General features: G+C 73.2%; 18 protein-coding genes, 5 tRNA genes and 1 riboswitch. Of the genes, 11 read left to right on the forward strand and 12 right to left on the reverse strand.

The genetic code is table 11. From position 1 onward, the window contains the following. Positions 1 to 328 precede the first annotated feature (328 nt). Positions 329 to 880 carry a MarR family transcriptional regulator gene (locus tag AB0A94_RS21890; protein WP_361746677.1) on the reverse strand — a complete coding sequence of 184 codons (552 nt, stop codon included), beginning with the start codon at positions 878 to 880 and terminating at the stop codon, positions 329 to 331. A gap of 123 nt (positions 881 to 1,003) precedes the next feature. On the opposite strand from AB0A94_RS21890, the gene AB0A94_RS21895 reads away from it, so the two are divergent. Further along, positions 1,004 to 2,278, forward strand: a complete 1,275-nt coding sequence (locus AB0A94_RS21895; protein ID WP_361746914.1) for an MFS transporter — start codon at positions 1,004 to 1,006, stop codon at positions 2,276 to 2,278. Between the two features lie 53 nt (positions 2,279 to 2,331). Here the strand turns inward: AB0A94_RS21895 and AB0A94_RS21900 are convergent, their stop codons facing one another. Both AB0A94_RS21900 and AB0A94_RS21905 read right to left on the reverse strand, forming a co-directional pair. After that, positions 2,332 to 3,981, reverse strand: a complete 1,650-nt coding sequence (locus AB0A94_RS21900) for a SpoIIE family protein phosphatase (protein WP_361746679.1) — start codon at positions 3,979 to 3,981, stop codon at positions 2,332 to 2,334. Between the two features lie 173 nt (positions 3,982 to 4,154). Then, positions 4,155 to 5,534 (reverse strand): NAD(P)/FAD-dependent oxidoreductase, encoded by a 1,380-nt coding sequence (locus AB0A94_RS21905; protein ID WP_361746681.1) that lies wholly within the window; start codon positions 5,532 to 5,534, stop codon positions 4,155 to 4,157. 378 nt (positions 5,535 to 5,912) lie between these two features. On the opposite strand from AB0A94_RS21905, the gene AB0A94_RS21910 reads away from it, so the two are divergent. Next, positions 5,913 to 6,671, forward strand: coding sequence for a helix-turn-helix domain-containing protein (locus AB0A94_RS21910; RefSeq protein WP_361746682.1), 759 nt, complete (start codon positions 5,913 to 5,915; stop codon positions 6,669 to 6,671). 476 nt (positions 6,672 to 7,147) lie between these two features. On the opposite strand, the gene AB0A94_RS21915 is transcribed toward AB0A94_RS21910, so the two are convergent. Next, positions 7,148 to 9,274, reverse strand: coding sequence for an asparagine synthase-related protein (locus tag AB0A94_RS21915; RefSeq protein ID WP_361746684.1), 2,127 nt, complete (start codon positions 9,272 to 9,274; stop codon positions 7,148 to 7,150). A 716-nt stretch (positions 9,275 to 9,990) separates the two neighbouring features. On the opposite strand from AB0A94_RS21915, the gene AB0A94_RS21920 reads away from it, so the two are divergent. From AB0A94_RS21920 to AB0A94_RS21935, 4 genes are all read left to right on the forward strand, one after another. Beyond that, on the forward strand, positions 9,991 to 11,415 hold the full coding sequence (locus AB0A94_RS21920) for an MFS transporter (RefSeq protein ID WP_217136912.1): 1,425 nt from the start codon (positions 9,991 to 9,993) through the stop codon (positions 11,413 to 11,415). A 145-nt stretch (positions 11,416 to 11,560) separates the two neighbouring features. Continuing rightward, on the forward strand, positions 11,561 to 12,784 hold the full coding sequence (gene lhgO / locus AB0A94_RS21925) for an L-2-hydroxyglutarate oxidase (protein ID WP_361746686.1): 1,224 nt from the start codon (positions 11,561 to 11,563) through the stop codon (positions 12,782 to 12,784). Positions 12,785 to 12,841: 57 nt separating this feature from the next. Beyond that, positions 12,842 to 13,666 carry a tRNA (guanosine(46)-N7)-methyltransferase TrmB gene (gene trmB / locus AB0A94_RS21930; protein WP_361746688.1) on the forward strand — a complete coding sequence of 275 codons (825 nt, stop codon included), beginning with the start codon at positions 12,842 to 12,844 and terminating at the stop codon, positions 13,664 to 13,666. A gap of 29 nt (positions 13,667 to 13,695) precedes the next feature. After that, positions 13,696 to 15,051 (forward strand): PrsW family intramembrane metalloprotease, encoded by a 1,356-nt coding sequence (locus AB0A94_RS21935; protein WP_361746690.1) that lies wholly within the window; start codon positions 13,696 to 13,698, stop codon positions 15,049 to 15,051. A 99-nt stretch (positions 15,052 to 15,150) separates the two neighbouring features. On the opposite strand, the gene AB0A94_RS21940 is transcribed toward AB0A94_RS21935, so the two are convergent. The 4 genes from AB0A94_RS21940 to AB0A94_RS21955 all read right to left on the reverse strand — a co-directional run bounded on the left by AB0A94_RS21940 (position 15,151) and on the right by AB0A94_RS21955 (position 18,344). Beyond that, positions 15,151 to 16,170, reverse strand: a complete 1,020-nt coding sequence (locus AB0A94_RS21940) for a M23 family metallopeptidase (RefSeq protein WP_361746692.1) — start codon at positions 16,168 to 16,170, stop codon at positions 15,151 to 15,153. A 12-nt stretch (positions 16,171 to 16,182) separates the two neighbouring features. Next, positions 16,183 to 16,340: riboswitch (cyclic di-AMP (ydaO/yuaA leader) on the reverse strand. A gap of 308 nt (positions 16,341 to 16,648) precedes the next feature. Further along, positions 16,649 to 16,722 (reverse strand) — tRNA-Met (locus tag AB0A94_RS21945). 63 nt (positions 16,723 to 16,785) lie between these two features. Continuing rightward, positions 16,786 to 17,919 carry a dihydrofolate reductase family protein gene (locus AB0A94_RS21950; RefSeq protein ID WP_361746694.1) on the reverse strand — a complete coding sequence of 378 codons (1,134 nt, stop codon included), beginning with the start codon at positions 17,917 to 17,919 and terminating at the stop codon, positions 16,786 to 16,788. A 119-nt stretch (positions 17,920 to 18,038) separates the two neighbouring features. Continuing rightward, the gene (locus AB0A94_RS21955) at positions 18,039 to 18,344 is read right to left on the reverse strand and encodes a hypothetical protein (RefSeq protein ID WP_361746696.1); all 306 of its coding nucleotides are present in this window, start codon (positions 18,342 to 18,344) and stop codon (positions 18,039 to 18,041) included. Positions 18,345 to 18,631: 287 nt separating this feature from the next. On the opposite strand from AB0A94_RS21955, the gene AB0A94_RS21960 reads away from it, so the two are divergent. Next, entirely contained in the window at positions 18,632 to 18,904 is a 273-nt protein-coding gene (locus AB0A94_RS21960; RefSeq protein WP_361746697.1) for a DUF3040 domain-containing protein, read from the forward strand. A 78-nt stretch (positions 18,905 to 18,982) separates the two neighbouring features. On the opposite strand, the gene AB0A94_RS21965 is transcribed toward AB0A94_RS21960, so the two are convergent. The 4 genes from AB0A94_RS21965 to AB0A94_RS21980 form a co-directional block, all read right to left on the reverse strand. Then, a tRNA-Lys gene (locus AB0A94_RS21965) sits at positions 18,983 to 19,055 on the reverse strand. A 153-nt stretch (positions 19,056 to 19,208) separates the two neighbouring features. Further along, positions 19,209 to 21,329: a DEAD/DEAH box helicase gene (locus AB0A94_RS21970; protein ID WP_361746699.1), complete on the reverse strand. Its 2,121-nt coding sequence runs from the start codon at positions 21,327 to 21,329 to the stop codon at positions 19,209 to 19,211. Between the two features lie 257 nt (positions 21,330 to 21,586). Beyond that, positions 21,587 to 22,135: a hypothetical protein gene (locus AB0A94_RS21975; RefSeq protein WP_361746701.1), complete on the reverse strand. Its 549-nt coding sequence runs from the start codon at positions 22,133 to 22,135 to the stop codon at positions 21,587 to 21,589. A gap of 73 nt (positions 22,136 to 22,208) precedes the next feature. Further along, positions 22,209 to 22,559, reverse strand: coding sequence for a metallopeptidase family protein (locus tag AB0A94_RS21980; protein ID WP_037940201.1), 351 nt, complete (start codon positions 22,557 to 22,559; stop codon positions 22,209 to 22,211). Positions 22,560 to 22,643: 84 nt separating this feature from the next. On the opposite strand from AB0A94_RS21980, the gene AB0A94_RS21985 reads away from it, so the two are divergent. From AB0A94_RS21985 to AB0A94_RS22000, 4 genes are all read left to right on the forward strand, one after another. Beyond that, positions 22,644 to 24,233 (forward strand): metallophosphoesterase, encoded by a 1,590-nt coding sequence (locus tag AB0A94_RS21985; protein ID WP_361746703.1) that lies wholly within the window; start codon positions 22,644 to 22,646, stop codon positions 24,231 to 24,233. Positions 24,234 to 24,313: 80 nt separating this feature from the next. Then, positions 24,314 to 24,386: transfer RNA gene (locus AB0A94_RS21990), tRNA-Glu, on the forward strand. Positions 24,387 to 24,423: 37 nt separating this feature from the next. Then, positions 24,424 to 24,498: transfer RNA gene (locus tag AB0A94_RS21995), tRNA-Asp, on the forward strand. A 24-nt stretch (positions 24,499 to 24,522) separates the two neighbouring features. Then, positions 24,523 to 24,596, forward strand: a tRNA-Phe gene (locus tag AB0A94_RS22000). Positions 24,597 to 24,631: the final 35 nt, after the last annotated feature.

The following is a 24,631-nucleotide window of genomic DNA, read 5'->3' on the forward strand; positions in this document are numbered from 1 at the left end:
GGTTCCCGCTTCCGCGTTTCCCTTTCCGGCGGTTCCGACTCTATCAGATCCTTTCGGGCCTGATTCCCGGTCAGAGCGGGTTGTCTTCGCGGCCGCTGGGCCGTTCCGACGTCTCAAACCTTAGCGGACTCTCTCCGCGTTTCTCAAATCGAGAGATGGAATTGAATTCGGGCACGCCGAAATCATTCCCACCGGGAGGTTGTGCTGAGGTTTTGAGTGCCGCAGTCGCGGCGGAAGACGCTGCCGAAGAACCGTTACGGCCCCGTGGCAACCCGAAGAACCTTACGGACCGGCAAGGGGGCTGTCAAGCCTCCCTGGTCGAGATCTTTCAGTCCAGATCGCTGAGGCGTCCGCCGGCGTCCGGCTGGGCGTGTTCCACCCGGCGCAGGAGGCGGGTGAGGACCTCACCCAGCGTCGCCCGCTCGTCCGGGTCGAGGTCCTGGAGGAGGTCCTCCTCGAAGACGGTGGCGAGGCGCATCGCCTCGAGCCACTTCTCCCGGCCGGCGGAGGTCAGCTCCACGATCACGCGGACCCGGTTGGTCTCGTCCCGCTCCCGGTCGACCAGCCCTTCGGCGACCATGCGGTCGATCCGGTGGGTCATGGCGGCCGGGGTCAGGCCGAGGCGCTTGGCGAGGTCGCTGGGACCCATGCGGTAGGGGGCGCCGGAGAGGACGAGGGCCTTGAGGACCTCCCAGTCGGCGTTGGTGATGCCGAGCTCGGCGGTCTGGCGGCCGTAGGCGACGTTCATGCGGCGGTTCAGGCGGGACAGCGCGTTGACGATCTTCTCGACCTGGGGGTCGAGGTCCTGGAACTCGCGCTGGTAGGCGGCGATCTGCTCTTCGAGTGTCGGCTCGCCGAGGCCGCCGGAGGTGTCGCCCATGGCCGCAGTATGGCACGCCCCTCCTTTGCCTCGAAGTCCTTCTCTATGTACTCTTCAGCATCGAACTTTAGCTTCTAAGTCTTCACTCCTAACTACTTGAGAGAGGTGAACGTGACCAGGGCGATGGGCGCGGCGATGCGCCGGATCCACGTGGGCAACGCACTCAGCGCGTTCGGGCTGGGCTTCACGGTCCCGTACCTGTACGTCTATGTGGCGCAGGTGCGAGGGCTGGGAGCCATGACGGCGGGTCTCGTACTCGCCGTCTTCGCCGTGGCCGCGCTGATCGTGCTGCCGTTCGCCGGACGGGCGATCGTCCGGCGCGGCCCGCTGCCGGTACTGCTCGTCGCCCTGGTCACGGCCGCGATCGGGGCGCTGAGCCTGGGTCTGTCGGGTGGTGCGGCGAGCGTGCTGCTGTCGGCGGCGGCGCTGGGCGCCGGGCAGGCGGTGATGCAGCCGGCGCTCGCGACGATGATCGTGGACTGCTCGACCATGGAGAACCGGTCGCGGGCGTTCGCCATGCAGTTCTTCCTGCAGAACCTCGGGCTCGGCGTCGGCGGTCTCATCGGCGGTCACCTCGTGGATCCCACGGAAGCGAGCTCTTTCGTCCTCCTCTTCGCGCTCGAGGCGGCGATGTTCCTGCTGCTGGTCGTGGTGATGGCGACGGCGCGGATGCCGCACGCGCCGCGAGTCGGGGGCGCTCCGGCGCAGTCGGCCAAGGCCGGCTGGAAGCAGTTGCTGGGCAACCGGGCCATGATGCAGCTGTGTGTGCTGGGCTTCGTGCTGTTCTTCGCCTGCTACGGGCAGTTCGAGTCGGGGCTGAGCGCGTACGGCGTCGAGGCCGCCGGCATCTCCACCTCCGCGCTGGGGACCGCCCTGGCCGCGAACACCCTGGTGATCGTGGTGGCGCAGTTCGCGGTGCTGCGGTTCGTCGAGCGGCGCAAGCGCTCGCGCGTGATCGCGTCCGTGGGGCTGATCTGGGCCGTGGCGTGGGCCGTGGCCGGGTACGCGGGGCTGGGGAACGGGAGCCAGACGATGGCGACCGCCGCGTTCATCTCGACGTACGCGCTGTTCGGGCTCGGTGAGGCGATGCTGTCGCCGACGCTCGCGCCGCTGGTCGCCGATCTCGCGCCGACCGGGATGGCGGGGCAGTACAACTCGGCGTTCGCCCTGGTGAAGCAGCTCGCGCTGGCCGTGGGACCGGCGGTGGGCGGGCCGCTGGGTGCCTCGCTGCACGCTCCGTACGTCGTGATCTTCCTGCTGTTCTCGCTGGGCATCACGGTGCTGGCGGTACGGCTCGGGCGGCAGCTCACGGATGTGCAGAACCAGCCGTCGGTGGCGCGGAGCCGTGTGGTGGTGCAGGGGGGCGCGACAGCGGGGCAGGCTCCGGCGCACGTCTGAGTCACGCGCTCCGGCCTCACTCCCGTAGGCCCCGCCTCGTACGCCCGGCTCGGTTACGAGCCGGGCGTCTTCGGCAGGAGGAACTCGCACCAGACCGCCTTGCCGCCGCCCGGGGTGCGTCTGCTGCCCCAGCCGGAGGCGATCGTCGCGACGATCGCGATGCCCCGGCCGGACTCGTCGCCGGGTTCCGCGCGACGGCGCCTCGGCAGGTGGTCGTCGCCGTCGGTGACCTCGATGATCAGACGGCGGTCGGTGCGGCGCAGCCGCAGCCGCATGGGCGGGGTGCCGTGCTGGAGGGAGTTGGCGACCAGTTCACTGGCGGCCAGGACGCCCAGGTCGTGCAGCTCGACGGGGAAGCGCCAGCTGGTCAGCACGCCGGAGGCGAAGGCACGCGCGCGGGGGGCCGCCTCGACACCGCCGAGGAGCTCCAGCGCGGCGTTGCGGAAGAGCTCGCTCTCCGCGCCCTTGCGGGCGGGGTGCTGGAGGACCAGCACGGCGACGTCGTCGTCGTGGTCCGGGGTCACGCCGGCCGAGCGGACCAGGCGGTCGCAGACGACCTGGGGGCTGCCGGTGGCTCCGGCGAGGGCGCGCTCCAGGGCGGCGATGCCCTCGTCCAGGTCCTCGTTCCTCCGCTCGACCAGGCCGTCCGTGTAGAGGACGGCGGTGGAGCCGGGGCCGAGGGGGACGGAGCCGGACGCGTGCATCCAGCCGCCGGTGCCGAGCGGGGGGCCGGTCGGTTCGTCGGCCCGCCGGACGGTGCCGTTCTCGTCGCGGACCAGGATGGGCAGGTGGCCGGCGGAGGCGTACACCAGGCGGCCCTCGTTGGGGTCGTGGACGGCGTACGCGCAGGTGGCGATCTGGTTGGCGTCGATCTCCATGGCGAGGCCGTCGAGCAGCTGGAGCACCTCGTGCGGGGGGAGGTCGAGCCGCGCGTAGGCCCGTACGGCCGTACGGAGCTGCCCCATGACCGCCGCCGCGCGCACTCCTCGTCCCATGACGTCGCCGATGACGAGGGCGGTGCGACCGCCGCCCAGGGTGATCACGTCGTACCAGTCGCCGCCGACGGCGGCCTCGGTGCCGCCGGGGTGGTAGGTGGCGGCGACGCGCAGGTCGTCGGGCTCCTCCAGTTCCTGGGGGAGGAGGGAGCGCTGGAGGGTGACGGCGGTCTCGCGCTGGCGGCGTTCGCTGGCGCGCAGGCGTTCGGCGGCCTCGGCGTGGTCGGTGACGTCGGTGGCGAAGACCAGCACGCCACGGCCCTCGACCTCGGTGACCGGGGTGCAGGTGAAGGTGTAGGAGCGGCCGTCGGGGGCCTTGCGGGACTTCACCGTGCGGGGTTTTCCGCTGCGCAGGACCTGGTCGAGGAGGGGCAGCAGGCCGAGTGTCTCGAGTTCGGGGAGGGCCCCGCGCGCGGGGGCGCCGATCGGGCGGGCGCCGAAGGCCGCCGTGTAGGCGTCGTTGACGTAGGCGATGCGGTGGTCGGGACCGTGGACCAGGGCGACGAGGGAGGGGACGTGGTCCAGGACCTCGCGCACCTTGAGCTCGTCGACGGCGGGTACGGGCCGTACGTCGTCGGTGAGCTGTTCGGCGCGGGCCCCGGGCACGGAGCCCTCTCCCCGCCGGTCCGGGGAGACCGCCTGCTCGTTCCGCGCTGCGGCGCGGCGCTGCGTTCCGGGGAGCCGGGCGCTCCAGCGCGTGAAGTTCACGAATCCTTGCCTCGTGTAGTTGTCGGCGGCCGGAAACCGGGACCGGCCGGGGCCCCGGGGGCCGCACCGGGGTGGGCGGGGGCCCGCCCGCGGTGGTGGACCAGTCTGGCAGGGTGCCGACCGGGTCGACATCCGTCAGACGCCGGGCCGGCCGGTGGAGTTCCTGGGTCCGGTCAGGACGACCCCTTCGGGTTGTGCGGGGGGTCCTGGGAAGGCTTTCCACCGGCCGCCAGTTCGAACTCCGCTCGGGGGTGTTCGAGTGATCCCAGGGAGACGATCTCCCGTTTGAAGAGCCCGGCGAGCGTCCACTCGGCAGCGACCCGGGCCTTCCGGTTGAAGGTCGGGACGCGGCTGAGGTGGTAGGTCCGGTGCATGAGCCAGGCGGGATAACCCTTGAGCTTGCGCCCGTACACCTGGGCGACGCCCTTGTGCAGGCCGAGGGAGGCGACGGAACCGGCGTACTTGTGGGCGTACGTCTCCAGTGGTTCCCCCCGCAGGGAGTGGACGACGTTGTCCCCGAGGACCCGCGCCTGGCGGAGCGCGTGTTGCGCGTTGGGGGCGCACTCCCGCCCCGGCTCCCGCGCGGTGACGTCGGGGACGGCGGCGGCGTCCCCCGCGGCCCACGCGTGCGCGGCCCCGTCCACGGCCAGCTCGGCGGTGCACTTCAGCCGGCCCCGGCCGTTCAGCGGCAGATCGGTGGCCGCGAGGACGGGGTGCGGTTTGACCCCGGCGGTCCACACGACCGTACGCGTGGGGAAGCGCGACCCGTCGCTGAGCACGGCGATCCGGTCGGCGCAGGACTCCAGACGGGTCTCGAGACGTACGTCGATGTTGCGGCGGCGCAGCTCGGTGACGGTGTACCGCCCCATCTCCTCCCCGACCTCGGGCAGGATCCGCCCGGACGCCTCGACGAGGATCCACTTCATGTCCTCGGGCCGGATGTTGTGGTAGTACCGCGCGGCGTAACGGGCCATGTCCTCCAGCTCACCGAGCGCCTCGACGCCCGCGTAGCCGCCTCCGACGAAGACGAAGGTCAGGGCGGCGTCCCGGAGGGCGGGGTCACGCGTGGAGGAGGCGATGTCCATCTGCTCCAGCACGTGGTTGCGCAGGCCGATGGCCTCTTCGACGGTCTTGAAGCCGATGCCGTGGTCGGCGAGGCCGGGGATCGGGAGGGTGCGCGACACGGAACCGGGCGCGAGCACCAGTTCGTCGTAAGCGACCTGCCGTCCTCCCGTGCCCTCCTCGCCGGTGGCGAGCGTGCTGACGGTGGCGGTGCGTGCGGCGTGGTCGATGCCGGTGACCTCGCCGATGACGACGTGGCACCGGTCGAGGACACGACGCAGCGGTACGACGACGTGCCGAGGGGAGATGGCACCGGCGGCCGCTTCGGGGAGGAAGGGCTGGTACGTCATGTACGGATCCGGGGTGACGACCGTGATCTCGGCCTCGTCCCGCCCGAGTTCCCGTTTCAGTCTCCGCTGGAGGCGCAGGGCCGTGTACATCCCGACGTAGCCGCCGCCGACAACGAGAATGCGCGCACGTTCCTTCACCATCCCATGACGCACCCGTCGCTTGCGTTTGTCCACAGCCCCGACGAATTGTGTGACCGGAAGGCCCGCACACCCCTGGTTGGCCGATTCACCGCCCTTACCGGAATCCTCACAGGTCAGCAGCGGTGAGCCTGCCCCCGCCCAGGGGTACATTCGGGACGTACACGACCCGTACTCCGATCGAGGGGCGCTCCGTGCGGAACCTGCCCCTTCTGAATTGACTCCCTCTCAACTATGTTCGTCTGTCGACGGGGTGTAGGGGAATGCGCTCATCGGGCTCGCGACGGGCGGGACCGACGAGCCGGACCCGTTCCACACGCCCCGGCCATCAATGGCGGGGAGAAGTCTCCGGGGGGAGACGTCATTACCGGGGGAACACATATGCATGTTCAGGACTCTCATTGGTCTTCCGCTCTCGCGGCCGGCGCGACGATGGGCGCGCCCACGGGCGGCGGACGTCCGGACGGAGCGCGCACGACACCGCTGCGCGTGGACGCCCAGCGCAATCTGGAGCACGTACTGCGTGCCGCGCGGGAGGTCTTCGGCGAGCTGGGTTACGGCGCGCCGATGGAGGACGTGGCACGCCGGGCACGGGTCGGCGTGGGCACGGTGTACCGGCGCTTCCCGAGCAAGGACGTCCTGGTGCGGCGGATCGCCGAGGAGGAGACCTCCCGGCTGACCGACCAGGCACGGGCGGCGCTCGGCCAGGAGGACGAGCCGTGGTCGGCGCTGTCCCGTTTCCTGCGCACGTCGGTCGCGTCCGGCGCGGGGCGGCTGCTGCCGCCGCAGGTGCTGCGGGTGGGCGTGGCGGAGGAGCACGGTCTGCCGGACCAGGCGCGGTTGCCGCAGCAGCGGACGCAGGCGGCGGGTGAGCTGCGGCTGGTGCCGGAGGCACCGGTGGCGCCGGTGGCCGTGGCGGGGGCGGACGACGCGGGGGCGGCGCAACTGCTGGACGTCGTGGGGCAGTTGGTGGACCGGGCGCGGGCCTCGGGTGAACTCCGGCCGGATGTGTCGGTGTCGGACGTCCTGCTGGTGATCGCGACGGCGGCGCCGTCCCTGCCGGATGCGGCGCAGCAGGCCGCGGCGTCGGCGCGGCTGCTGGACATCCTGCTGGAGGGGTTGCGCTCACGCCCGGCGTAGGGGGTGGCTCAGGAGCACCGGTGTGTGCGGGCGGCCGCCCGGTGCTTGCAGGGTGCCCCGCGTGAGCGTGTGCCGGGGGTCGGTCTGCGCGGCCGGGGTCTTGCGGGGGGCTCCGCGTCGACTGGTCGCGGGGGCCGCGGTCCCGGTGCTTTGCGGGTGCGCCGCGTTGGAGCGGGCCGGCGTTTTGCGAATGCGCCGCGTTGGGGTGGGCCGGGGGGGTGTTCGCGCGGCCCGGCGCTCGCGGGGTGCCTCCCCCACTCTCGGCTTCACTCGAGCGGGAGGGACCCCCATGAGCGGGAGGTACCCCCACCGCCCACCCTCCCCCACCCTCGGCTGCGCTCGGGCGGGGGGCCCCCCATCGCCCTGGGGACACCTCCCAGGCCCTTCAAGGCACTGGGGGAGGCACGACTGCCCGCGGAAGCGGCGGGAACCGCGTACGGCGGGAAGGGGACCCGGCGCCGCGCCGCAGGCAAGTCTCAGCGTGAGCCGGCCGCGCCGGCGCCGAGTGCGCCGCGCTGGGGGGCGATTCCGCCCGGTACCGCACGCTGGCGGGCCGGGGTGCCCGTCCAGCAGGTCCCCCTGCGGGCCAGCAGACGGCGCAGCCACACCTCCAGGGCGACCAGATCCGCCAGCCCGTCCAGCGGCAGCGGCTCACCCTCCGCCGCGCTCCGCAGCGCCTTGCGCACCACCCGTGCCTCGACCAGCCCCGCCTCCGCCAGCAGCGGCGTGTCGAACAGCGCCACCAGCGAGTCCGCCGCCACCCGCAGCCCCGTCCGTGCCGACGCCGCCGCCGAGCCGACGGCCCCGGGAGCCCCCCACCCCGCCGGTAGCTCCCGCACCCCCGCCCCCTCCAGCACCGACCGCAGGATCGACGCCCGCGCCCCCGGCTGCACCCGCAGCGCCTCCGGCAGCGCCCGGCACGCCCGCACGACCTGGTTGTCGAGGAACGGCGCGTGCAGCCGCTGGGACCGGATCTCGGCCGCCTGCTCCAGTACCCGTAGGTCCGCCGCGTGCCGGGCCAGCGCCGCCCGCGCCCGGAAGTCACCGGGCCGCTGCCCCGGCCCCACCTCGGACCGCCGCGTCGACGCCTGCAGACGAACCGATACTTCAGCCAGCGCCTCACCCGTCAGCCAGCGCGCCGCCGGCCCGGGTCTCCCCCAGGTCAGCGCGGCCAGCGAGGCATCCGCCGCGCCCCCGGGCCCGTCATCGTCCAGCCGCCGCTGCAGCAGCCGCTCCGCGAGCGCCTCCAGCCCCACCCGGTACGGCGTACGCGCCAGTCGCCGAGCGGCGGCGTACACGCGCGCGGGAACCATCACGGAACCGTCCGCCTTGGCCAGTGCGGCGACCGGCCGCACCAGATGCCGCCGCTTGCGGTCCATCAGCAGATCGGCCAGCCGCGCCGGATGCGCGTCCAGCACCTGCTTCGCCCCGTACCCGGTGAAGTGGTCCGCGCTGCCCGCCGCCAGCCGCGCCCGGTGCCGCGCGGCCGACACCAGCGAGGGCCCGGGCTCGTCCGTCAGCGGCCCGTCCAGATCGACGTACGGCAGGGTCGACTCCGCACCGGCCACCACCACGTGGTGCAACCGCGGATTGGCGGCCAGCGCCCCCGCCCGTTCCAGCTCGGCGTCGTCCCGCCCGCCGCCGGACCCGCCCGCGAGGTCGTTGAAGGTGACGGCCAGCAGCCGCTCCCCCGCCCCCGTCCCGTGCCCCAGCACGGTCCCCGGCATCCCGGGCAGCCCCGCGGCCAGCAGCGCCAGCGCCCCGGACGCCGGTCCGCCGGACAGGTCGGCCCCGATGCCCGGCACGGGCGTGCCCCGGGCCGCCCGCCGCTCGGCGGGCCCCATCCCGGGCACGGGCCCGGGATCGATACCGGCGCCGGGAACGTGCCGGGGCGCGGACAGCCGCGTCCGTACCGCCTCGACCAGCGCGTCCCGTACGGCGTCCACCGCGTGGCCGGGGTCGGCCGGCGGCGCGGCGACGGCGAGCGAGGCGACGGGTTCGTACCCGGCGATCTCGCGCGCCCCGGCGCGCAGGATCAGCGCATGCCCCGGCGGAATGCGCTTCACGCCGTCGTACGGGGTGGAGTCGTGGAGCGCGGCCGGCACGTCGGGGGCGGCGAGCAGCGCGGCGAGGTGTCCGAAGTCGAGGTTGGCCTCGATGAGGTCGGCGAGCGGCAGCGCGGCGGTCGCGTACGCCGTACCGCCCGCCCACGGGGTGTGGAAGACCGGCCGGGCGCCGGCGAGGTCACCGCACACCGTGACCCGGCGCCCCACCTGCACCACCGCCGTGTAACTTCCCGGCCAGGCGGTCAGGTGCCGCAGCGCCCCGCCCCGTGCGGCGAACAGGGCGACGCGCAGTTGCTCGTCGGAGGCCCCGCACGTGCCGAGGACGGCGATCCGGGTCTGCTCGTCGGCCTCGACCACCCGTACCTCGTCGGGGCGCCAGTCGCCGACCGCCCAGAGCGGGTCGGGGTCACCCCACAGCAGCTGGGATCCCACGGGGTGCACGGTCTCGCCGTCCACCCCGGTGGCGCCGGCGGATCCTGTGGGGCCGAAACCCACGGCTCCCGCGGCGGTGCTGCTCCATCCCACCAACCACCGCATCGCCGCCTCCACGAACTGTGGACCACCAGTGCACCGTACGAACCGGTCCCCATGCTGCCATGAAGGAGGCGCCCAGGAGGGGTGCCGGAGCCGTATGCGCTCCGTCGAACGCGCCCCGGCGGAGACACACGCCCCGCCCCGGACAGGCGCCCGCCGCAGAGGAGTCACCGCACCGGCGCCACGCGGCCGGCGATGCCGCCACGACGCGAATGCGCCCCCGTCACGCGCCCCCTCGACCCCCAACGCGCCGTCAACTACCAGGGTAGAAGCGGTGATACACCCGAAAGAGCGAGGTCGATTTTCAGCCAAATCGAAGCGGTGAGATCCGTCTCGAACACGCTCCGTACAGGCTCTGCGCACCGCTGGGCGGTCGTGCGGTCCGGGAGACGGAGCACGCCTCCCGGACCGTTCCGCCGCCCGCGGGGATGAAGGCGGCGGTGTCCCCCAGCCCACTGGATCCAGTACAGCGGGCCGACCCACGCACCACCCATGGAACCGCTCCCGCGATGGCCGGAGAAGAGCGCACGTACAGGCGCACGGCCACACACCGGGAGCGCGCCGCAACTGCGCGTATCGGACCCGCACTTCAGTACGGACCACAATCCCGCCATCCGGAAGAATGCCCCTTAACGCTTGGGATGCGGCGAACTACGCTGGGTTTACGAATGCCGCGTGGTTATGCCAGCGCGGCAGCCGTCTGTGTCGAGGGGTGGCTCATGTCCAGGGAGCAACGCGGGCCGAACGAAAAGCTCGGCGCCGTTCTCGCCCTCGCGGGAATCTCCAACGCGGGCCTCGCGCGACGCGTCAACGACCTCGGCGCCCAGCGGGGACTGACGCTTCGCTACGACAAGACGTCGGTGGCGCGCTGGGTGTCGAAGGGCATGGTGCCGCAGGGTGCGGCCCCGCACCTGATCGCCGCCGCCATCGGCCAGAAGCTGGGCCGGCCCGTGCCGCTCCACGAGATCGGCCTGGCGGACGCGGATCCCGCACCCGAGGTGGGCCTCGCCTTCCCCCGTGACGTCGGACAGGCGGTGCGCTCCGCCACGGAGCTGTACCGGCTGGACCTCGCCGGCCGCAGAGCCGGCTCCGGCGGCATCTGGCAGTCGCTCGCCGGATCGTTCGCGGTGAGCGCGTACGCGACGCCCGCTTCACGCTGGCTGATAACCCCGGCCGACAGTTCGGTGGCGCGTGAGGCGAACCCCGCCGACGGCTCCGGCGCACCGGCCAAAGTCGGCCACAGCGATGTGCGCAAACTGCGGGAGGCCGCCGAGGACGCCCGGCGCTGGGACTCCAAGTACGGCGGAGGGGACTGGCGTTCGTCGATGGTCCCCGAATGCCTGAGGGTCGAGGCGGCCCCGCTGCTGCTCGGCTCCTACTCCGACGACGTCGGCCGCTCCCTCTTCGGCGCGGCGGCCGAACTCACCCGCCTGGCCGGCTGGATGGCCTTCGACACCGGCCAGCAGGAGGCCGCCCAGCGCTACTACATCCAGGCCCTGCGCCTGGCTCGCGCGGCGGCCGACGTCCCGCTGGGCGGCTACGTGCTCGCCTCAATGTCGCTGCAGGCGACCTACCGGGGCTTCGGCGACGAGGGCGTCGACCTCGCCCAGGCCGCGCTGGAGCGCAACCGGGGCCTGGCCACCGCCCGCACCCTGAGCTTCTTCCGCCTCGTCGAGGCACGCGCGCACGCCCGCGCGGGGGACGCCCAGGCGGCCGGGGCCGCCCTGAAGTCGGCGGAGAGCTGGCTGGAGCGTTCCCGCCCCGGCGACAGCGACCCGACCTGGCTCGGCTTCTACTCCTACGACCGTTTCGCCGCCGACGCCGCCGAGTGCTACCGCGACCTGAAGGCGCCCCGCCAGGTCCGCCGCTTCACCGAGCAGGCGCTGTCCAGCCCGACGGAGGAGTTCGTGCGCTCGCACGGACTGCGGCTCGTCGTCTCGGCGGTCGCCGAACTGGAGTCGGGCAACCTGGACGCGGCCTGCGAGCAGGGCGTCCGCGCGGTGGAGGTCGCGGGCCGCATCTCGTCCGCCCGCACCACCGAGTACGTCAAGGACCTCCTGCACCGTCTGGAGCCCTACGGCGACGAACCCCGCGTGGTCGAACTGCGCGAACGCGCCCGCCCGCTGCTGATGACGACGGCCTGACCCGCCCCGCACCACGCACCGCGGCCTGTCCCGAATCGCACCACGCACCACGGCCCGACCCGAATCGCATCCCGAGGCGCCTCCCGGGTTTGAAGGCGTCGTCAGTGGCGCAGTGCACTATCGGACGCGGGAGGTGGTGCGGGTGATGACCGGGCGGTCGTACGACTGCGACGTGCTGGTGATCGGCGGCGGGATCGTCGGCCTGTCGACGGCGTACGCGCTCACGCGTGCGGCGCCGGGCACCCGGGTCACGGTGCTGGAGAAGGAGCCCGGCCCCGCCCGGCACCAGACGGGCCGCAACAGCGGCGTCATCCACAGCGGCGTCTACTACCGCCCCGGCTCGCTGAAGGCCCGGTACGCGGTGTCGGGCGCCGCGGAGATGGTCGAGTTCTGCGCGGAGCACGACATCCCGCACGCCGTGACGGGCAAGCTGATCGTCGCCACGGCCCGCGAGGAGCTGCCCCGGCTGCACGCCCTGGTCCAGCGCGGCCGGGAGAACGGCATCGCGGTCCGCGAGCTGTGCGGCGCGCAGATCGCGGAGTACGAGCCGGAGGTCGACGGACTGGCCGCCATCCACGTCGGCACCACCGGCGTCTGCGACTTCACCGCGGTCACCCGCAGGCTCGCTCAGGTCGCGCGGGAGGCGGGTGCGGAGATCCGCTACGGAGCCCGGGTGACACGCGTCGACCGCCGCCCCGACCGGGGAGTCGCCGTCCTGACGGCCGGCGGCGACGTCGTACGCGGCCGGGTGCTGGTGAACTGCGCGGGTCTGCACTGCGACGAGATCGCCCGCCGCACCGGCGACGAGCCCGGCGCCCGCATCGTGCCGTTCCGCGGCGAGTACTACGAGCTGACCCGGCCGGAGCTGGTGCGCGGCCTGGTCTACCCGGTGCCCGACCCGGCGTTCCCCTTCCTCGGCGTCCACCTCACCCGGGGCGTCGACGGCGGCGTCCACGTCGGCCCCAACGCGGTACCGGCGCTGGCCCGCGAGGGCTACGACTGGCGCACGGTGCGTCCGCGCGAGCTGGGGGCGACCCTGTCCTGGCCGGGCTCCTGGCACCTGGCCCGCCGCCACTGGCGGTACGGCACCGGCGAACTGCACCGCTCGCTGTCCAAGGAGGCCTTCACCCGCGCCGTACGCCGCCTCCTGCCCGCCGTGCGGGAGGACGACCTGGTGCCTGCGGCGGCCGGGGTGCGGGCCCAGGCGGTGCTGCGGGACGGCACCCTGGCCGACGACTTCCTGATCCAGGAGACCGCCCGCGCGGTCCATGTGCTGAACGCCCCCTCACCGGCGGCGACGGCGTCCCTGCCGATCGGCCGCGAGGTCGCGCGGCGGGCCCTGGCGGCACTGGAGAGGGCGGGACGCTGAGGGCGCGGCGGCCGTTTTCCGTGCCCCCGTAAAATCGACAGCACTGTGTCTGACTCCGTGAACGTTTCCGAAGCCCCGCACCCGGCGCACACCCCCGGTGTGCCGACCCGCCCCGCCCGGGCCAAGGGGGAGCCCCGGTTCCCGGACGGGCCGAAGGCCGATCCCGCCGGATCGCACTTCGAGCGGCGGATCCGGAGCTTCCAGCCGCGGCGCAGCCGGGTGACCACCGGGCAGGCGGACGCCCTGCAGCGGCTGTGGCCCGCCTGGGGCTTCGACATCGACGGCAGCCGGCGGCTCGACCTCGCGGAGTTCTTCGGCGACGACCACCCCGTCGTCCTGGAGATCGGCTTCGGCATGGGCGAGGCGACCGCGCGGATGGCCGCCGCCGACCCGGCCACCAACATCCTCGCCGTGGACGTCCACACCCCCGGCCAGGGCAATCTGCTCAACCTCGCCGACCGGCTCGGGCTGACCAACGTACGGGTCGGCAACGGCGACGCGATCATCCTGCTGCGCGAGATGCTCGCCCCCGGCTCCCTCGGCGGGCTGCGCGTCTACTTCCCCGACCCCTGGCCGAAGAAGCGGCACCACAAGCGGCGGCTGATCCAGCCGGAGTTCCTCACCCTCGCCGCGAGCCGCCTCGCGCCGGGGGCGGTGCTGCACTGTGCCACCGACTGGGAGCCGTACGCGGAGCAGATGCTCCAGGTGCTCACCGCGCACCCCGGCTTCGAGAACACGCGGCCGGACGGCGGTTTCGCGCCGCGTCCCGCCTTCCGGCCGCTCACCCGTTTCGAGGCGCAGGGACTGGAGAAGGGTCATGTCGTGAACGACGTGCTCTTCCGCCGCGTACCGCAGGACGAGCAGGCAGCAGACCGAGCCTGATACAGCCCCGCCTCGTGAGGGTCGATCCCGTGGCCACCAGTCCCCCGTACCCGACGCCTCCCGGCGCAGCCCCCGGCGGAGCGCCGCGGCACGCGCACTGGTGGCAGCGGCCCTGGGTGCGGTACGGCGCGCTGATCACGCTGCTCGCGCTGTCCGGGCTGGTCATCCTGGCGCTGGTGCGCGAGCAGACCGGGACGCGGGGGTTCCTGGTCGGGCTCGGCCTCGCCGTCCTGCCCGTACCGCTGCTCGTCGCCGCCTTCCGGTGGCTGGACCGGGTCGAGCCGGGCCCCTGGCGGAACCTGCTGTTCTCCTTCGCCTGGGGTGCCTGTGCGGCGGCGCTGATGGCGATCGTCGCGAACAGCTTCGCCACCCGGTGGATAGCGACGGCGACCGCCGACCCGACCGGCGCCGACACCCTGGGCTCGACCGTCATAGCGCCGGTGGTGGAGGAGTCCGCGAAGGCCGCGGCCGTCCTGCTGGTGTTCCTGTTCCGCAGACGCGACTTCACCGGGATCCTCGACGGCGTGGTGATAGCCGGGGTCACCGCCACCGGCTTCGCGTTCACCGAGAACATCCTCTACCTCGGCACCGCCTTCGGCACCGACCAGCTCACCGGCGAGAGCGGCATCGCCTCGGTCACCGCGGCGACCTTCTTCGTCCGCATCGTGATGTCGCCGTTCGCGCACCCCCTGTTCACCGTGCTCACCGGGATCGGCTTCGGCGTCGCCGCGCTGTCCGCGGACCGGCAGCGGGTCCGGCGCGTGCTGCTGCCGCTCGGCGGGCTGCTCCTCGCGATGGGCGTGCACGCGCTGTGGAACGGCTCCTCGACGCTCGGCCAGTACGGCTTCCTCGCGGTGTACGCGGTGTTCATGGTGCCGGTGTTCGGGCTGCTGACCTGGCTGGTGGTGTGGACGCGGCAGCGGGAGCTGCGGACCGTGCGGGAGGAGCTGCCCGCGTACGTGGCCGCCGGGTGGCTCGACGCGGCGGAGCCGTTCGCGCTGGGTTCGATGCGGGCGCGGCGCGTCGCCCTGCGGTACGCGCGCCGCTGCGGCGGGCGGGCGGCGGCGCGGTCGGTCGCCGCGTACGAGGCGTACGCGACGTCGCTGGCGTTCCTGCGGCACCGGGGGCGGCTCGGGCGGGCGGGGCCGGACTTCGTCACCCGGGAACGTGAGCTGCTGCTGGAGCTGTGGCACCGGCGGGCAGCGGCCCGGCCGGCCCTGGAGCACGCGGCCCGCGCCACCGCGCCCCGGGTTCCGGTCACCGCGGCGCCGTGGGCGGTGTACGGCGGGTATAGCGGGTACGGCGGCTACGGGCAGCCGCCGTACGGAGAGCCGCCGTACGGGTACCCGTACGGCGCGTACGACCCGAACGCCCACCGGCCCTGACGGGTCCGCACCGCCCCGGAGAGCACCTGACCGGCGGCCCTGACGTCGAGAGGTCGTCGTCGGGACTGCCGGGGTTCAGGGCGTGGGAAGCCGGGTCGCTCAGACCGTGAGGCCCTTGCTCTGCAGCCAGGCCATCGGGTCGATGCCCGAGGCGGAGCCGCCGGTGTGGACCTCCAGGTGGAGGTGGGCCCCGGTGGAGTTGCCGGTGGAGCCGACACGGCCGATCACATCGCCGGTGTTGACCTTCTGGCCGACGCTGACGCTGATGGAGGACTGGTGTGCGTACCAGATCTCAGTGCCGTCGTCGAGCGTGAGCACGGTCTTGTAGCCGTAGGAGCCGTCCCAGCCGGCGGAGGTGATCGTGCCGGTGTGGACCGCCTTGATCAGCGTGCCCGTGGGGGCGGCGAAGTCGAGGCCGGTGTGCTGACCGGAGGACCAGTAGGCGCCGGCCTGGCCGAAGGTGGAGGTGACGGTGTACGAGGAGGTCGGCAGCGCGTACTGCTTGGCCAGCTTGGCGAGGCGCTCGGCCTCGGCCTTCTTCTCGGCCTCCTCCTCCGCCTTCTTCTTGGCGGCCTCGGCCTTGGCCTCGGCCTCCTTCTCCGCCTTGGCGGCGGCCTCGGCGGCCGCCTTCTCGGCGGCGGCGACGGCCTCCGCCTCGGCCTTGCTCTCGGCCTGCGCCTGCTGCTGCTCGACCTGCGCCATGATCCTGGTGCGCAGCGCCTCACCGGCGTCGGCGGAGCCCTGCTCGGTGTCGGCGGCGGTCATGCCGAGGGTGCTGAGGGGGGTGGCCGATCCCTCGGGGGTTTCCTCGTCGGAGATGAGGGAACCCACGTTGGGGAGGTCGGGCATGGAGATCGAAACCGGCGGCTTGCCGGTCTGGGCGCTGGCCATGCCGCCGGCGCCGACGGCGGCGATGACGCCGACGCCCAGGACGGTGGAGCTGCGGGCGAGTCCTCCGCCGCGCTGCTTGGAGACGCGATGCCGGCCGCGTACGGGGCGAACGGACTCCGCGGTGGGGTTCCACTCCTCGAAGGGCCCCTCGTCGGCGCGGCCGGCGCCGTAGGCGAAGGTGTCGCTCGGCTTGAACGGGGCCTCGGGGGCAGGCGGGTTGGACGCCACGTGGGCGCGCTCCTTTCCTTCCGTCTTCGCCTACCGGGTTAGCTGACGGGTTCGGAGCGGGAAGGTCTCCTACGCGCGTATACGAGCCGTGTCTCCACGGTGGTATCCACGCGATTCACCCCATGGTGGTGGTTCCCCGGTTCCCTCGCGGGATTCGGCGCGTGCGCACGGAGCCGACTTCTGTGACGGCTGGGACGACCGCGCTGCGTTATCGAACGTTAATAGACGCGAGGGCCTGATTCCAAGCCGTTCCTCTTGATCATTAACGATTTCCGGGTGGACTTACTTCCCACGGGCGGTCAAAAACGGGCGAGTTGACCGTGCTTCAGGCCGTCTCGCGCGACGGACGGTTTCTGACCGTACGTCAGTTGTTATGCGCTGCGGGACGGACCGCTCACGCTGAGTGAGAGCGGGAAGCGGAGGAGGAACGGAAAACACCGAGGGCCGGAATCCTTGGATTCCGGCCCTCGGCCTTCAGTAGCGGGGACAGGATTTGAACCTGCGACCTCTGGGTTATGAGCCCAGCGAGCTACCGAGCTGCTCCACCCCGCGTCGGTGAAACCAGTGTACGCCATCCGCAGGACCCGGCGCACATCCATTGCCGGCGGCCCGGTTTCAGCGGTCGAGCAGATGTCCGTTCGGCGCCTTGGCGCGGTCCTCGTGCTCCGGCAGGACGACGACGGTGGCGCCCCCGGCCGCCAGTACCGCGCTGCCGTCGGCGCCCGCCACGAACGTGTCCGGCTCGCGCCAGGCCGTGACCACCCGCCGCACCCCCGCGTCCAGGACCAGCCGGGCACAGGGCGCGGGCCGGGACGCGCGGCGGGCACAGGGCTCCAGGCTGGAGTACACGGTGGCGCCGGCGAGCCGGGGGTCCGCGGGGTCGGTCTTGGCGAGCGCGGCCTCCTCCGCGTGCACCACCGGATCGGCGCCCTCCCGGGAGTGGCCGCGCGCCAGCTCCGTACCGTCGGCGGCCACCACGACCGCGCCCACGCTGAACGCCGTCTCCGAGGGCGGGCACTCGGCGGCCAGCTCGCAGGCGAGGGCCAGCCAGTGGTGGTCGGCGGCGGAGGGCAGCGGGCCGGTGCCGGGGGCGGTGGGCTCGTAGCGCATCAGGACGACGTCGCCGATCGGGCGGCTCTCGACCAGCCGCAGCCGGCCGCCCTGGTAGGAGCCGGGGCCGAAGAGGCGGGGGGCCTCGGGGTCGCCGACGAACAGCGGGGCGAGGACCAGCTGGAGCTCGTCGGCCAGCCCTTCGGTGAGGAGCTGGGTGTGGATCGTGCCGCCGCCCTCGACCATGAGCCGCCGGACCCCGCGCTCGGCGTGCAGGTGCTCAAGGAGCAGCCGCCAGTCGAGCTCGGCGCCGAGCGGGACGACGTCGGCGGCGAGGCCGAGGGCGTGGGCGCGCCCGGCACCCTCGTCGGTCGTGTAGAGGACCTTCTCACCGCCGATGTGCCAGAACCGGGCCGCCGGGTCCAGGTCGCCGGAGCCGCTGACGGTGACCTTGAGCGGGTACTCGGCCCGGCCCCCGGCGACGCGGGCGGCGCGCCGCTCGGGCGAGTTGACCAGCAGCCGGGGGTTGTCGGCGCGGATCGTGCCGGCGCCGACCAGGATGGCGTCCACGGACGCCCGTACCTCGTCGACCCGGTCGAAGTCGGCCGGACCGGACAGCAGCAGCCGCTCGGGGCCGGTGTCGTCCAGGTAGCCGTCGAGGGAGACGGCGGCGGACAGCAGGACGTACGGGTGGGGCATCGGTTCCTACTCCCGGGAGGGCGGGCGGGCCTGTGGGGGTCCAGTCTGACAACAGGCGCGGGCGCTGCTCGTGGCGCGCTCGCCCTCCCGCCGGTCCGGCACGGTGGGGAACGGGGTGATCAGCCGGGCGCTCTCGCCGCGCCCGCCGGCCGCCGGACGGTGTCCGGGGCGGACAGGTCCGGCGTCGTGACCGCGCGCACCGGGTGCCGCGGCGGGGCGGGGCCCGCGCGGAGCAGCAGCGCGCCGGCGACGAGCACGACGGCGTTCAGCAGGAGGATCCCCGCCAGGACGGAGGCGCCTCGTACCGGCTCCCCGCCGTCGGCCGCTCGCCACGGCTCCCGGTGCGGGGGAGCCGACGGCCCGCGGTCCGGGGGCGCGGCGCGGGCCGTCATCCCGGCCTGCGCGCCGGGCGCGCCCCGCGCCATCGGTGACAGCCCCCATTTTCCCCCGCAACCACGGCCGGCCGGGCGACCCGGGTACGCACCGGAACCCGGGCGGGATGGGGCCCTCGACGGATGGCCGCGGCCGGTGGCGGTGGGCGACGCTGGAGTCTGCCGTACCGGGCGGGTGACGGCGTCGGCGGAAGGGCAAACTCCTTTGTACCGAGCCGAGTTCGCGGCAGGCCGAGGGTTCGCCCGCTTACGCCCCGGTGTCACGGGGCGATGGCCGTCGGCGGTGTCGCCGGACGGCCGCCCCCTGGGAAGGAGGAGCCGTGTCCCAGTCCGACGACGAGCGCCTGGTCGACCTCGCGGCCCGTCTCGAACACGAGGACCCCCGTTTCGTCCGCTCGCTCTCCGAAGGCCGCCCGGCCCGCCCCCGCGAGTACCGGCGCACGGGCGCCTGGTGCGCGCTGGCCGTCGGGGTGACCATGCTCGCCGCGGGCATCGTCGTCCCCGACGGCCTCCTCATCGCGGCGGGCCTGGTCCTCACCGGGGTCGCCGTGCAGCTCCTCGACCCGAACCGGGACGGGCGCCCCGTGAAATGACGCGGCGCCCGAGCCGGCCGAAGCCGATCCGAGCGCCGCGCAGCAGGTCAGAGGCGGTGTGCCGCTGCCTGCGAGAGGTAGGCCCTGTGGGACTCGAACCCACAACCAATGGATTAAAAGTCCACTGCTCTGCCAATTGAGCTAAGGGCCCCTGGCGATGTTGCCTACCCGAGCATAGCCGGACGTGGCCGGGACTCCGATCGGGTATCGCCGAGGCGGGTCCGGACGTGTCCCGCGCGGAACGCGGGAGGGCCCGCACGACGGGTGTCGTGCGGGCCCTCCCGGTCGGCCGGATGAGGCCGTGTCAGCCGTTGCGCTTCCAGCGCGGCTTGTCGTCGCGGCGGCCGAAGGAGCCGCCGCCGCGGTGGTCGTCACGACGGCCGTACGGGCGGTCGTGGGAGCCGGAGTGGAAACCGGGGCGGTCGCCCTGGCGGTCGCGGTTGAACGGGCGGTCGCTGCCGCGGTGGCCGCCGCGGTCGTCACGGCGGAAGCCGCCGCGCTCACCGCGGTCACGGTCGCGGTTGAAGCCGCCGCGGTCGTCGCGACGCTCGAAGGGACGCCCGCCACGGTCGTCACGACGCTCGTCACGGCGGAAGCCGCCACGGTCGTCACGGCGGTCACCACGGTCACGGTTGAAGCCGCCGCGGTCGTCACGACGCTCGAAGGGACGCCCGCCACGGTCGTCACGACGCTCGTCACGGCGGAAGCCACCACGGTCGTCACGGCGGTCGTCGCGACGGAAGCCGCCACGGTCGTCACGGCGGTCACCACGGTCACGGTTGAAGCCACCGCGGTCGTCACGACGCTCGAAGGGACGCCCGCCACGGTCGTCACGACGCTCGTCACGGCGGAAGCCACCACGGTCGTCACGGCGGTCGTCCCGGCGCTCGCGCCGCTCGTACGGCGCCGGTGCCTCCGCACGCTCCACGCGCTCGGTCCGCTCGACGTCCCGCGCGGTCGGCTGCTCCGGCAGCGTGACCTCGGCCTCGGCCGCCTCGGCGACCACCGTCTCGACGTCCTCGCCGCGCTCCCGCGCGACCCGGGCCAGCAGCCGGTCGGACTCCTCGCGCAGCTCGGAGGCGCGGCGCTGGGCCCGCTCCAGCTCCTTGGTGAGCTGGGCGACCTCACGCTCGGCCTGCTGCGCCGCGTTGCCCGCCGACTCGGCCTGCACCTCGGTCATCGACCGGGCGCCGGTGATCTCGGCGACCTCCGGCTCGAAGGCCGCGCCGCCCTGGATGATGTGGCGCGTGGCGTCGACGCCCGCGTCCTCCATCAGCCGGAAGATCTGGCGGCGCTGGTGCGGCAGGGACAGGGAGACGACGGTGCCGGTGCGGCCGGCGCGCGCCGTGCGGCCCGCGCGGTGCAGGTAGTCCTTGTGGTCGCCGGCCGGGTCCACGTTGAGGACCAGGTCGATGCCGTCGACGTGGATGCCGCGCGCGGCGACGTCGGTGGCGACCAGGACGTTGACGTAGCCGTCCTTGAAGTCGGCCAGGGTGCGCGTGCGCGCGCCCTGCGTCATGCCGCCGTGCAGCGCGTCCGCCTTCACACCGGCGTCACGCAGCTGCTCGGCGACGCGGTCGGCGCCCAGCTGGGTGCGGACGAAGATGATGGTGCGGCCCTTGCGGGAGGCGATGGCCGCGGTGACCGGCGCCTTGTCCTTCGGCTTCACCACGAGGATGTGGTGCGACATGGTCGTCACCGCGCCCTGCGCCGCGTCGACCTCGTGGCTGACCGGGTCCTTCAGGTACCGGTCGACCAGGGTCTTGATCTCGTTCTCCATGGTCGCGGAGAACAGCATCCGCTGGCCGCCCGGCGGAACCTGGTCCAGCAGCTCGGTGACCTCGGGCATGAAGCCCAGGTCGGACATCTGGTCGGCCTCGTCGAGGACCGCGATCCGCACGTCCTCCAGGGAGCAGGCGCCGCGGTTGATGATGTCGCGGAGACGGCCGGGGGTGGCGACGAGGACGTCGACGCCGCGCTCGAGGGCGTAGATCTGGTTGCCCATCGAGGTGCCGCCGCAGACGACCTTCATCTTCAGCCCGAGGACGTCCCCGTACGGCTGGAGCGCGTCGGCGACCTGCATGGCCAGCTCACGCGTCGGCGTCAGGATGACGGCGCGCGGCTTGTGCTTCTCGGTCCGGCCGCCGGCCAGCGTGGCCAGGGTCGGCAGGCCGAAGGAGAGGGTCTTGCCGGAGCCGGTGCGGCCCCGGCCGAGGATGTCCTTGCCGGCCAGGGCGTCCGGGATGGTCGCGGCCTGGATCGGGAAGGGGGTGGTCACGCCGTTCTGCGCGAGCTTGCGCACGACGCCCTCGGGCAGGCCGAGGTCGGCGAAGGTGATCTCGGGGGCCGCCTCGGGGGCGGGGGTGATGTCGGTGTCCTCGGTGTTCTCGGGCACGACGACGTGATCAGTACTGGCGATGGGCATACGAATGCGAAACCTTCCGGAGTCTCTTCGGCACGCGCCCGTCAACTCCGTGATTCGCAGTTCGCAATTACGACCGCCTCGATGCGGTCCACCACGGCAAGGGAGAGAGTACGCGCCACACGGCGCGCTCTGCAGTGGCGCCGGGCAAATAGGATCAAACGATCTGCCACCATACGCACCCAGGACCCCCGAAAGCAAATCGGCAGGTGAGCGCGGTGTCCGACGGGCGGGGAAGCGCTGGAGAAGGGGCAAGGGACTTAGACCGGCTCCCCCGCTTCCGGCGCCGGCTCCCGCTGCTCCAGCTGCGTCTCGGGCGGCTGGTGCGCCGACGAGGACGGCTCTGCCTGCGTCGGCTGGGGTGTGACCGACGGCTCGGGCTGCGTCGGGGAGGGCTGCGGATCCGGTGTCCGCGAGGGCTCCGGGGGAACGGGCCGGTCGTCCGGGGTCGGTCCCGCGGGCCCGCCCGGCCCGCCGTCGGCCGGCGCGGACCGGCTCGCCCCCGCGGACGGCGAGGCCTCGGCGGACGCCGCCTTCCCCGCCCCGCCCTTCTTCCCCTTGCCCTTGCGCCCCTCGCCCCTGCCCTTGCCGTCGCCGCGCGGCCCGTCGGCCGACGCGGCGCCGTACCCGGCACCGTCGCCCGACACCGCGGCGCCCCCGTCCGGCGCCTCACCGCCCGGCCTCCCCGCGGAGTGCGACGGTCCGGCGTTCCCGCCCGCACCGTCCTCACCCACACTCATGCAGCCGGTGGCGGCGGCGACGGCCACGACCGTGGCGGCCAGGCGGACGGGTACGTACAAGCGGCGCACGGGGCCACCTCCGGTTGGAGTACAGGGTCAACAACCCCAACTCCCACCACCCTCGAGAAGACACGCGTACGGCCTATCCGTAGCCGAGCGCGTGCAGCCGGGCGTCGTCGATCCCGAAGTGGTGCGCGATCTCGTGCACCACGGTGATCTCCGTCTCGGCGACGACGTCCTCCCGGGACTCGCACATCCGCAGCGTCGGCCCCCGGTAGATGGTGATCCGGTCCGGCAGCACCCCCGCGTACCACTCGCCCCGCTCCGTCAGCGGAGTCCCCTCGTACAGCCCGAGCAGCTCCGGATCGTCCGCCGGCGGCTCGTCCTCGACGAACACCGCGACGTTGTCCATCAGCCGCGTCAGCTCCGGCGGAATCCGGTCCAGCGCCTCGGAGACCAGCTCCTCGAACATCTCGCGCGTCATCTCCAGCACGAAGCCATTGTCGGGTACGAGCCGTCCGTACGAGTTGCGCGCGGGCCCGGCATATCCGGCCACCGACTTGGGCATACGGGACCAATGGCCCGCGTCCCCTCCGCCGTCCTGAACGCCCTCCACCGCCTCCCCCGGGCCCCGCGGGCCCTCACCCGCCGCCGGCGTTCCCCCCGGCCCACCACCGCGACGCTCGCCCTCACCCCGCAGCCGCGGCCCTGGGCGCGCGCGGCCGGCCTCGTCGCCGTGGTCGTCCTCGGCGCCTGGCTCGGCCTGCTGATCGTCGGCAACGTCCGGGTCCCCGTGGGCCCCATGAACACCACCATGACCCTGCGCCCCTCCGTCACCGGCGGCACGAAGATCAACATCTCTCCCCTGGGCGCCCTCCAGCTCGACAGCCACATCGCCCCCGTCCGCCTGGACGTCAACGTCGACCAGCTCGACCCCGAGCGCTCCCAGGCCCTCGTCGACCACCCCGAACGCCTCTCCGGCCTCCAGGACGAGGTCACCCGGGACATCACCCACGGCACCGCCGACCTCGCCGTACGCTCCTGCGTCGCCGTCGTCACCGGCGCCACCGCCCTCGGCCTCGCCGTCTACCGCCGCCCCCGCCGCGCCCTCGCCGCCGGCGGCCTCGCCCTCGGCCTGCTGGCCGCGTCCGGCGGCACCGCGTACGCCACCTGGAACCCCGACTCCGTCCTGGAACCCAGGTTCTCCGGCCTGCTCTCCTCCGCCCCGTCCCTGGTCGGCGACGCGCGCAGCATCGTCACGGAGTTCGACGTCTACCAGAAGGAGCTGGCGCGCCTGGTCACCAACGTGACCAAGCTCTACGACGCCACCTCCACCCTCCCCGCCTACCAGCCGGACCCGACCACCCTGCGCGTCCTGCACGTCTCCGACATCCACCTCAACCCGGCCAGCTGGAAGATCATCGCCTCGCTGGTGGAGCAGTACCGGGTGGACGTGATCGTCGACTCGGGCGACACGATGGACCACGGCACCGCCGCCGAGAACGGCTTCCTGGACCCCGTCGAGGACCTGGGCGCCCCCTACGTCTGGGTCCGCGGCAACCACGACTCGCTGGTCACCCAGCGCTATCTCGAAGGCCTGAAGAACGTCCACGTCCTCGACGACGGCAGGGCGAAGACCGTCGCCGGGCTGCGCTTCGCCGGCATCGGGGACCCGCAGTTCACCCCCGACCGCTCGCAGCGGACCGGGGCCGAGCAGTCCCAGGAACTGGCGGGCGCCCGGCTCGCCTCCGCCCTGCGCGACCAGCGGACCGCCGGCACCCCGGTGGACGTGGCGGTCGTCCACGAGCCGTCGGCGGCACGCGAGGTCGACGGCACCGTGCCGCTGGTGCTGTCCGGCCACATCCACCGCGAGGAGACGGAGGTCATGCGGTACGGCACCCGGCTGCGCGTCGAGGGCTCCACCGGCGGCAGCGGCCTGCGCGCCATCGAGGGGAAGTACCCGGACCCGATCGAGACGTCGATCCTCTACTTCGACCGCGACACCCGCCGCCTCCAGGCCTGGGACTCCATCGAACTGGGCGGCCTCGGCCTCACCACGGCGGAGGTCAGCCGCCACCTCCCGAAGGAGAACCAGCCGGGCGCGACCACCTCGCCGTCCCCCTCCTCCGGGACCTCCTCGGCCACCCCCTCGACGCCCGCTCCATAAACCGTTTTGGCGATCCCTCCCGCCATCCCATATGCTTCTCACGTCCCCGACGCGCTGAGAAGCGCCCAGGCGGGCCGATAGCCCTCATCGTCTAGCGGCCTAGGACGCCGCCCTTTCAAGGCGGTAGCACGGGTTCGAATCCCGTTGGGGGCACGCACCACCCTGTGCGACACTGTCGTACGACACGCTTGGTCCTGTGGAGCAGTTTGGAGTGCTCGCCACCCTGTCAAGGTGGAGGCCGCGGGTTCAAATCCCGTCAGGACCGCTGGTGTTTCACGTGAAACACCTCGGCTGGGTAGCTCAGTTGGTACGAGCGATCGCCTGAAAAGCGATAGGTCGCCGGTTCGACCCCGGCCCCAGCCACAGCAAAGGCCCCGATCATTGATCGGGGCCTTGTT

This window comes from Streptomyces sp. NPDC044984 (assembly GCF_040646935.1).
Taxonomy (GTDB): Bacteria; Actinomycetota; Actinomycetes; order Streptomycetales; family Streptomycetaceae; genus Streptomyces.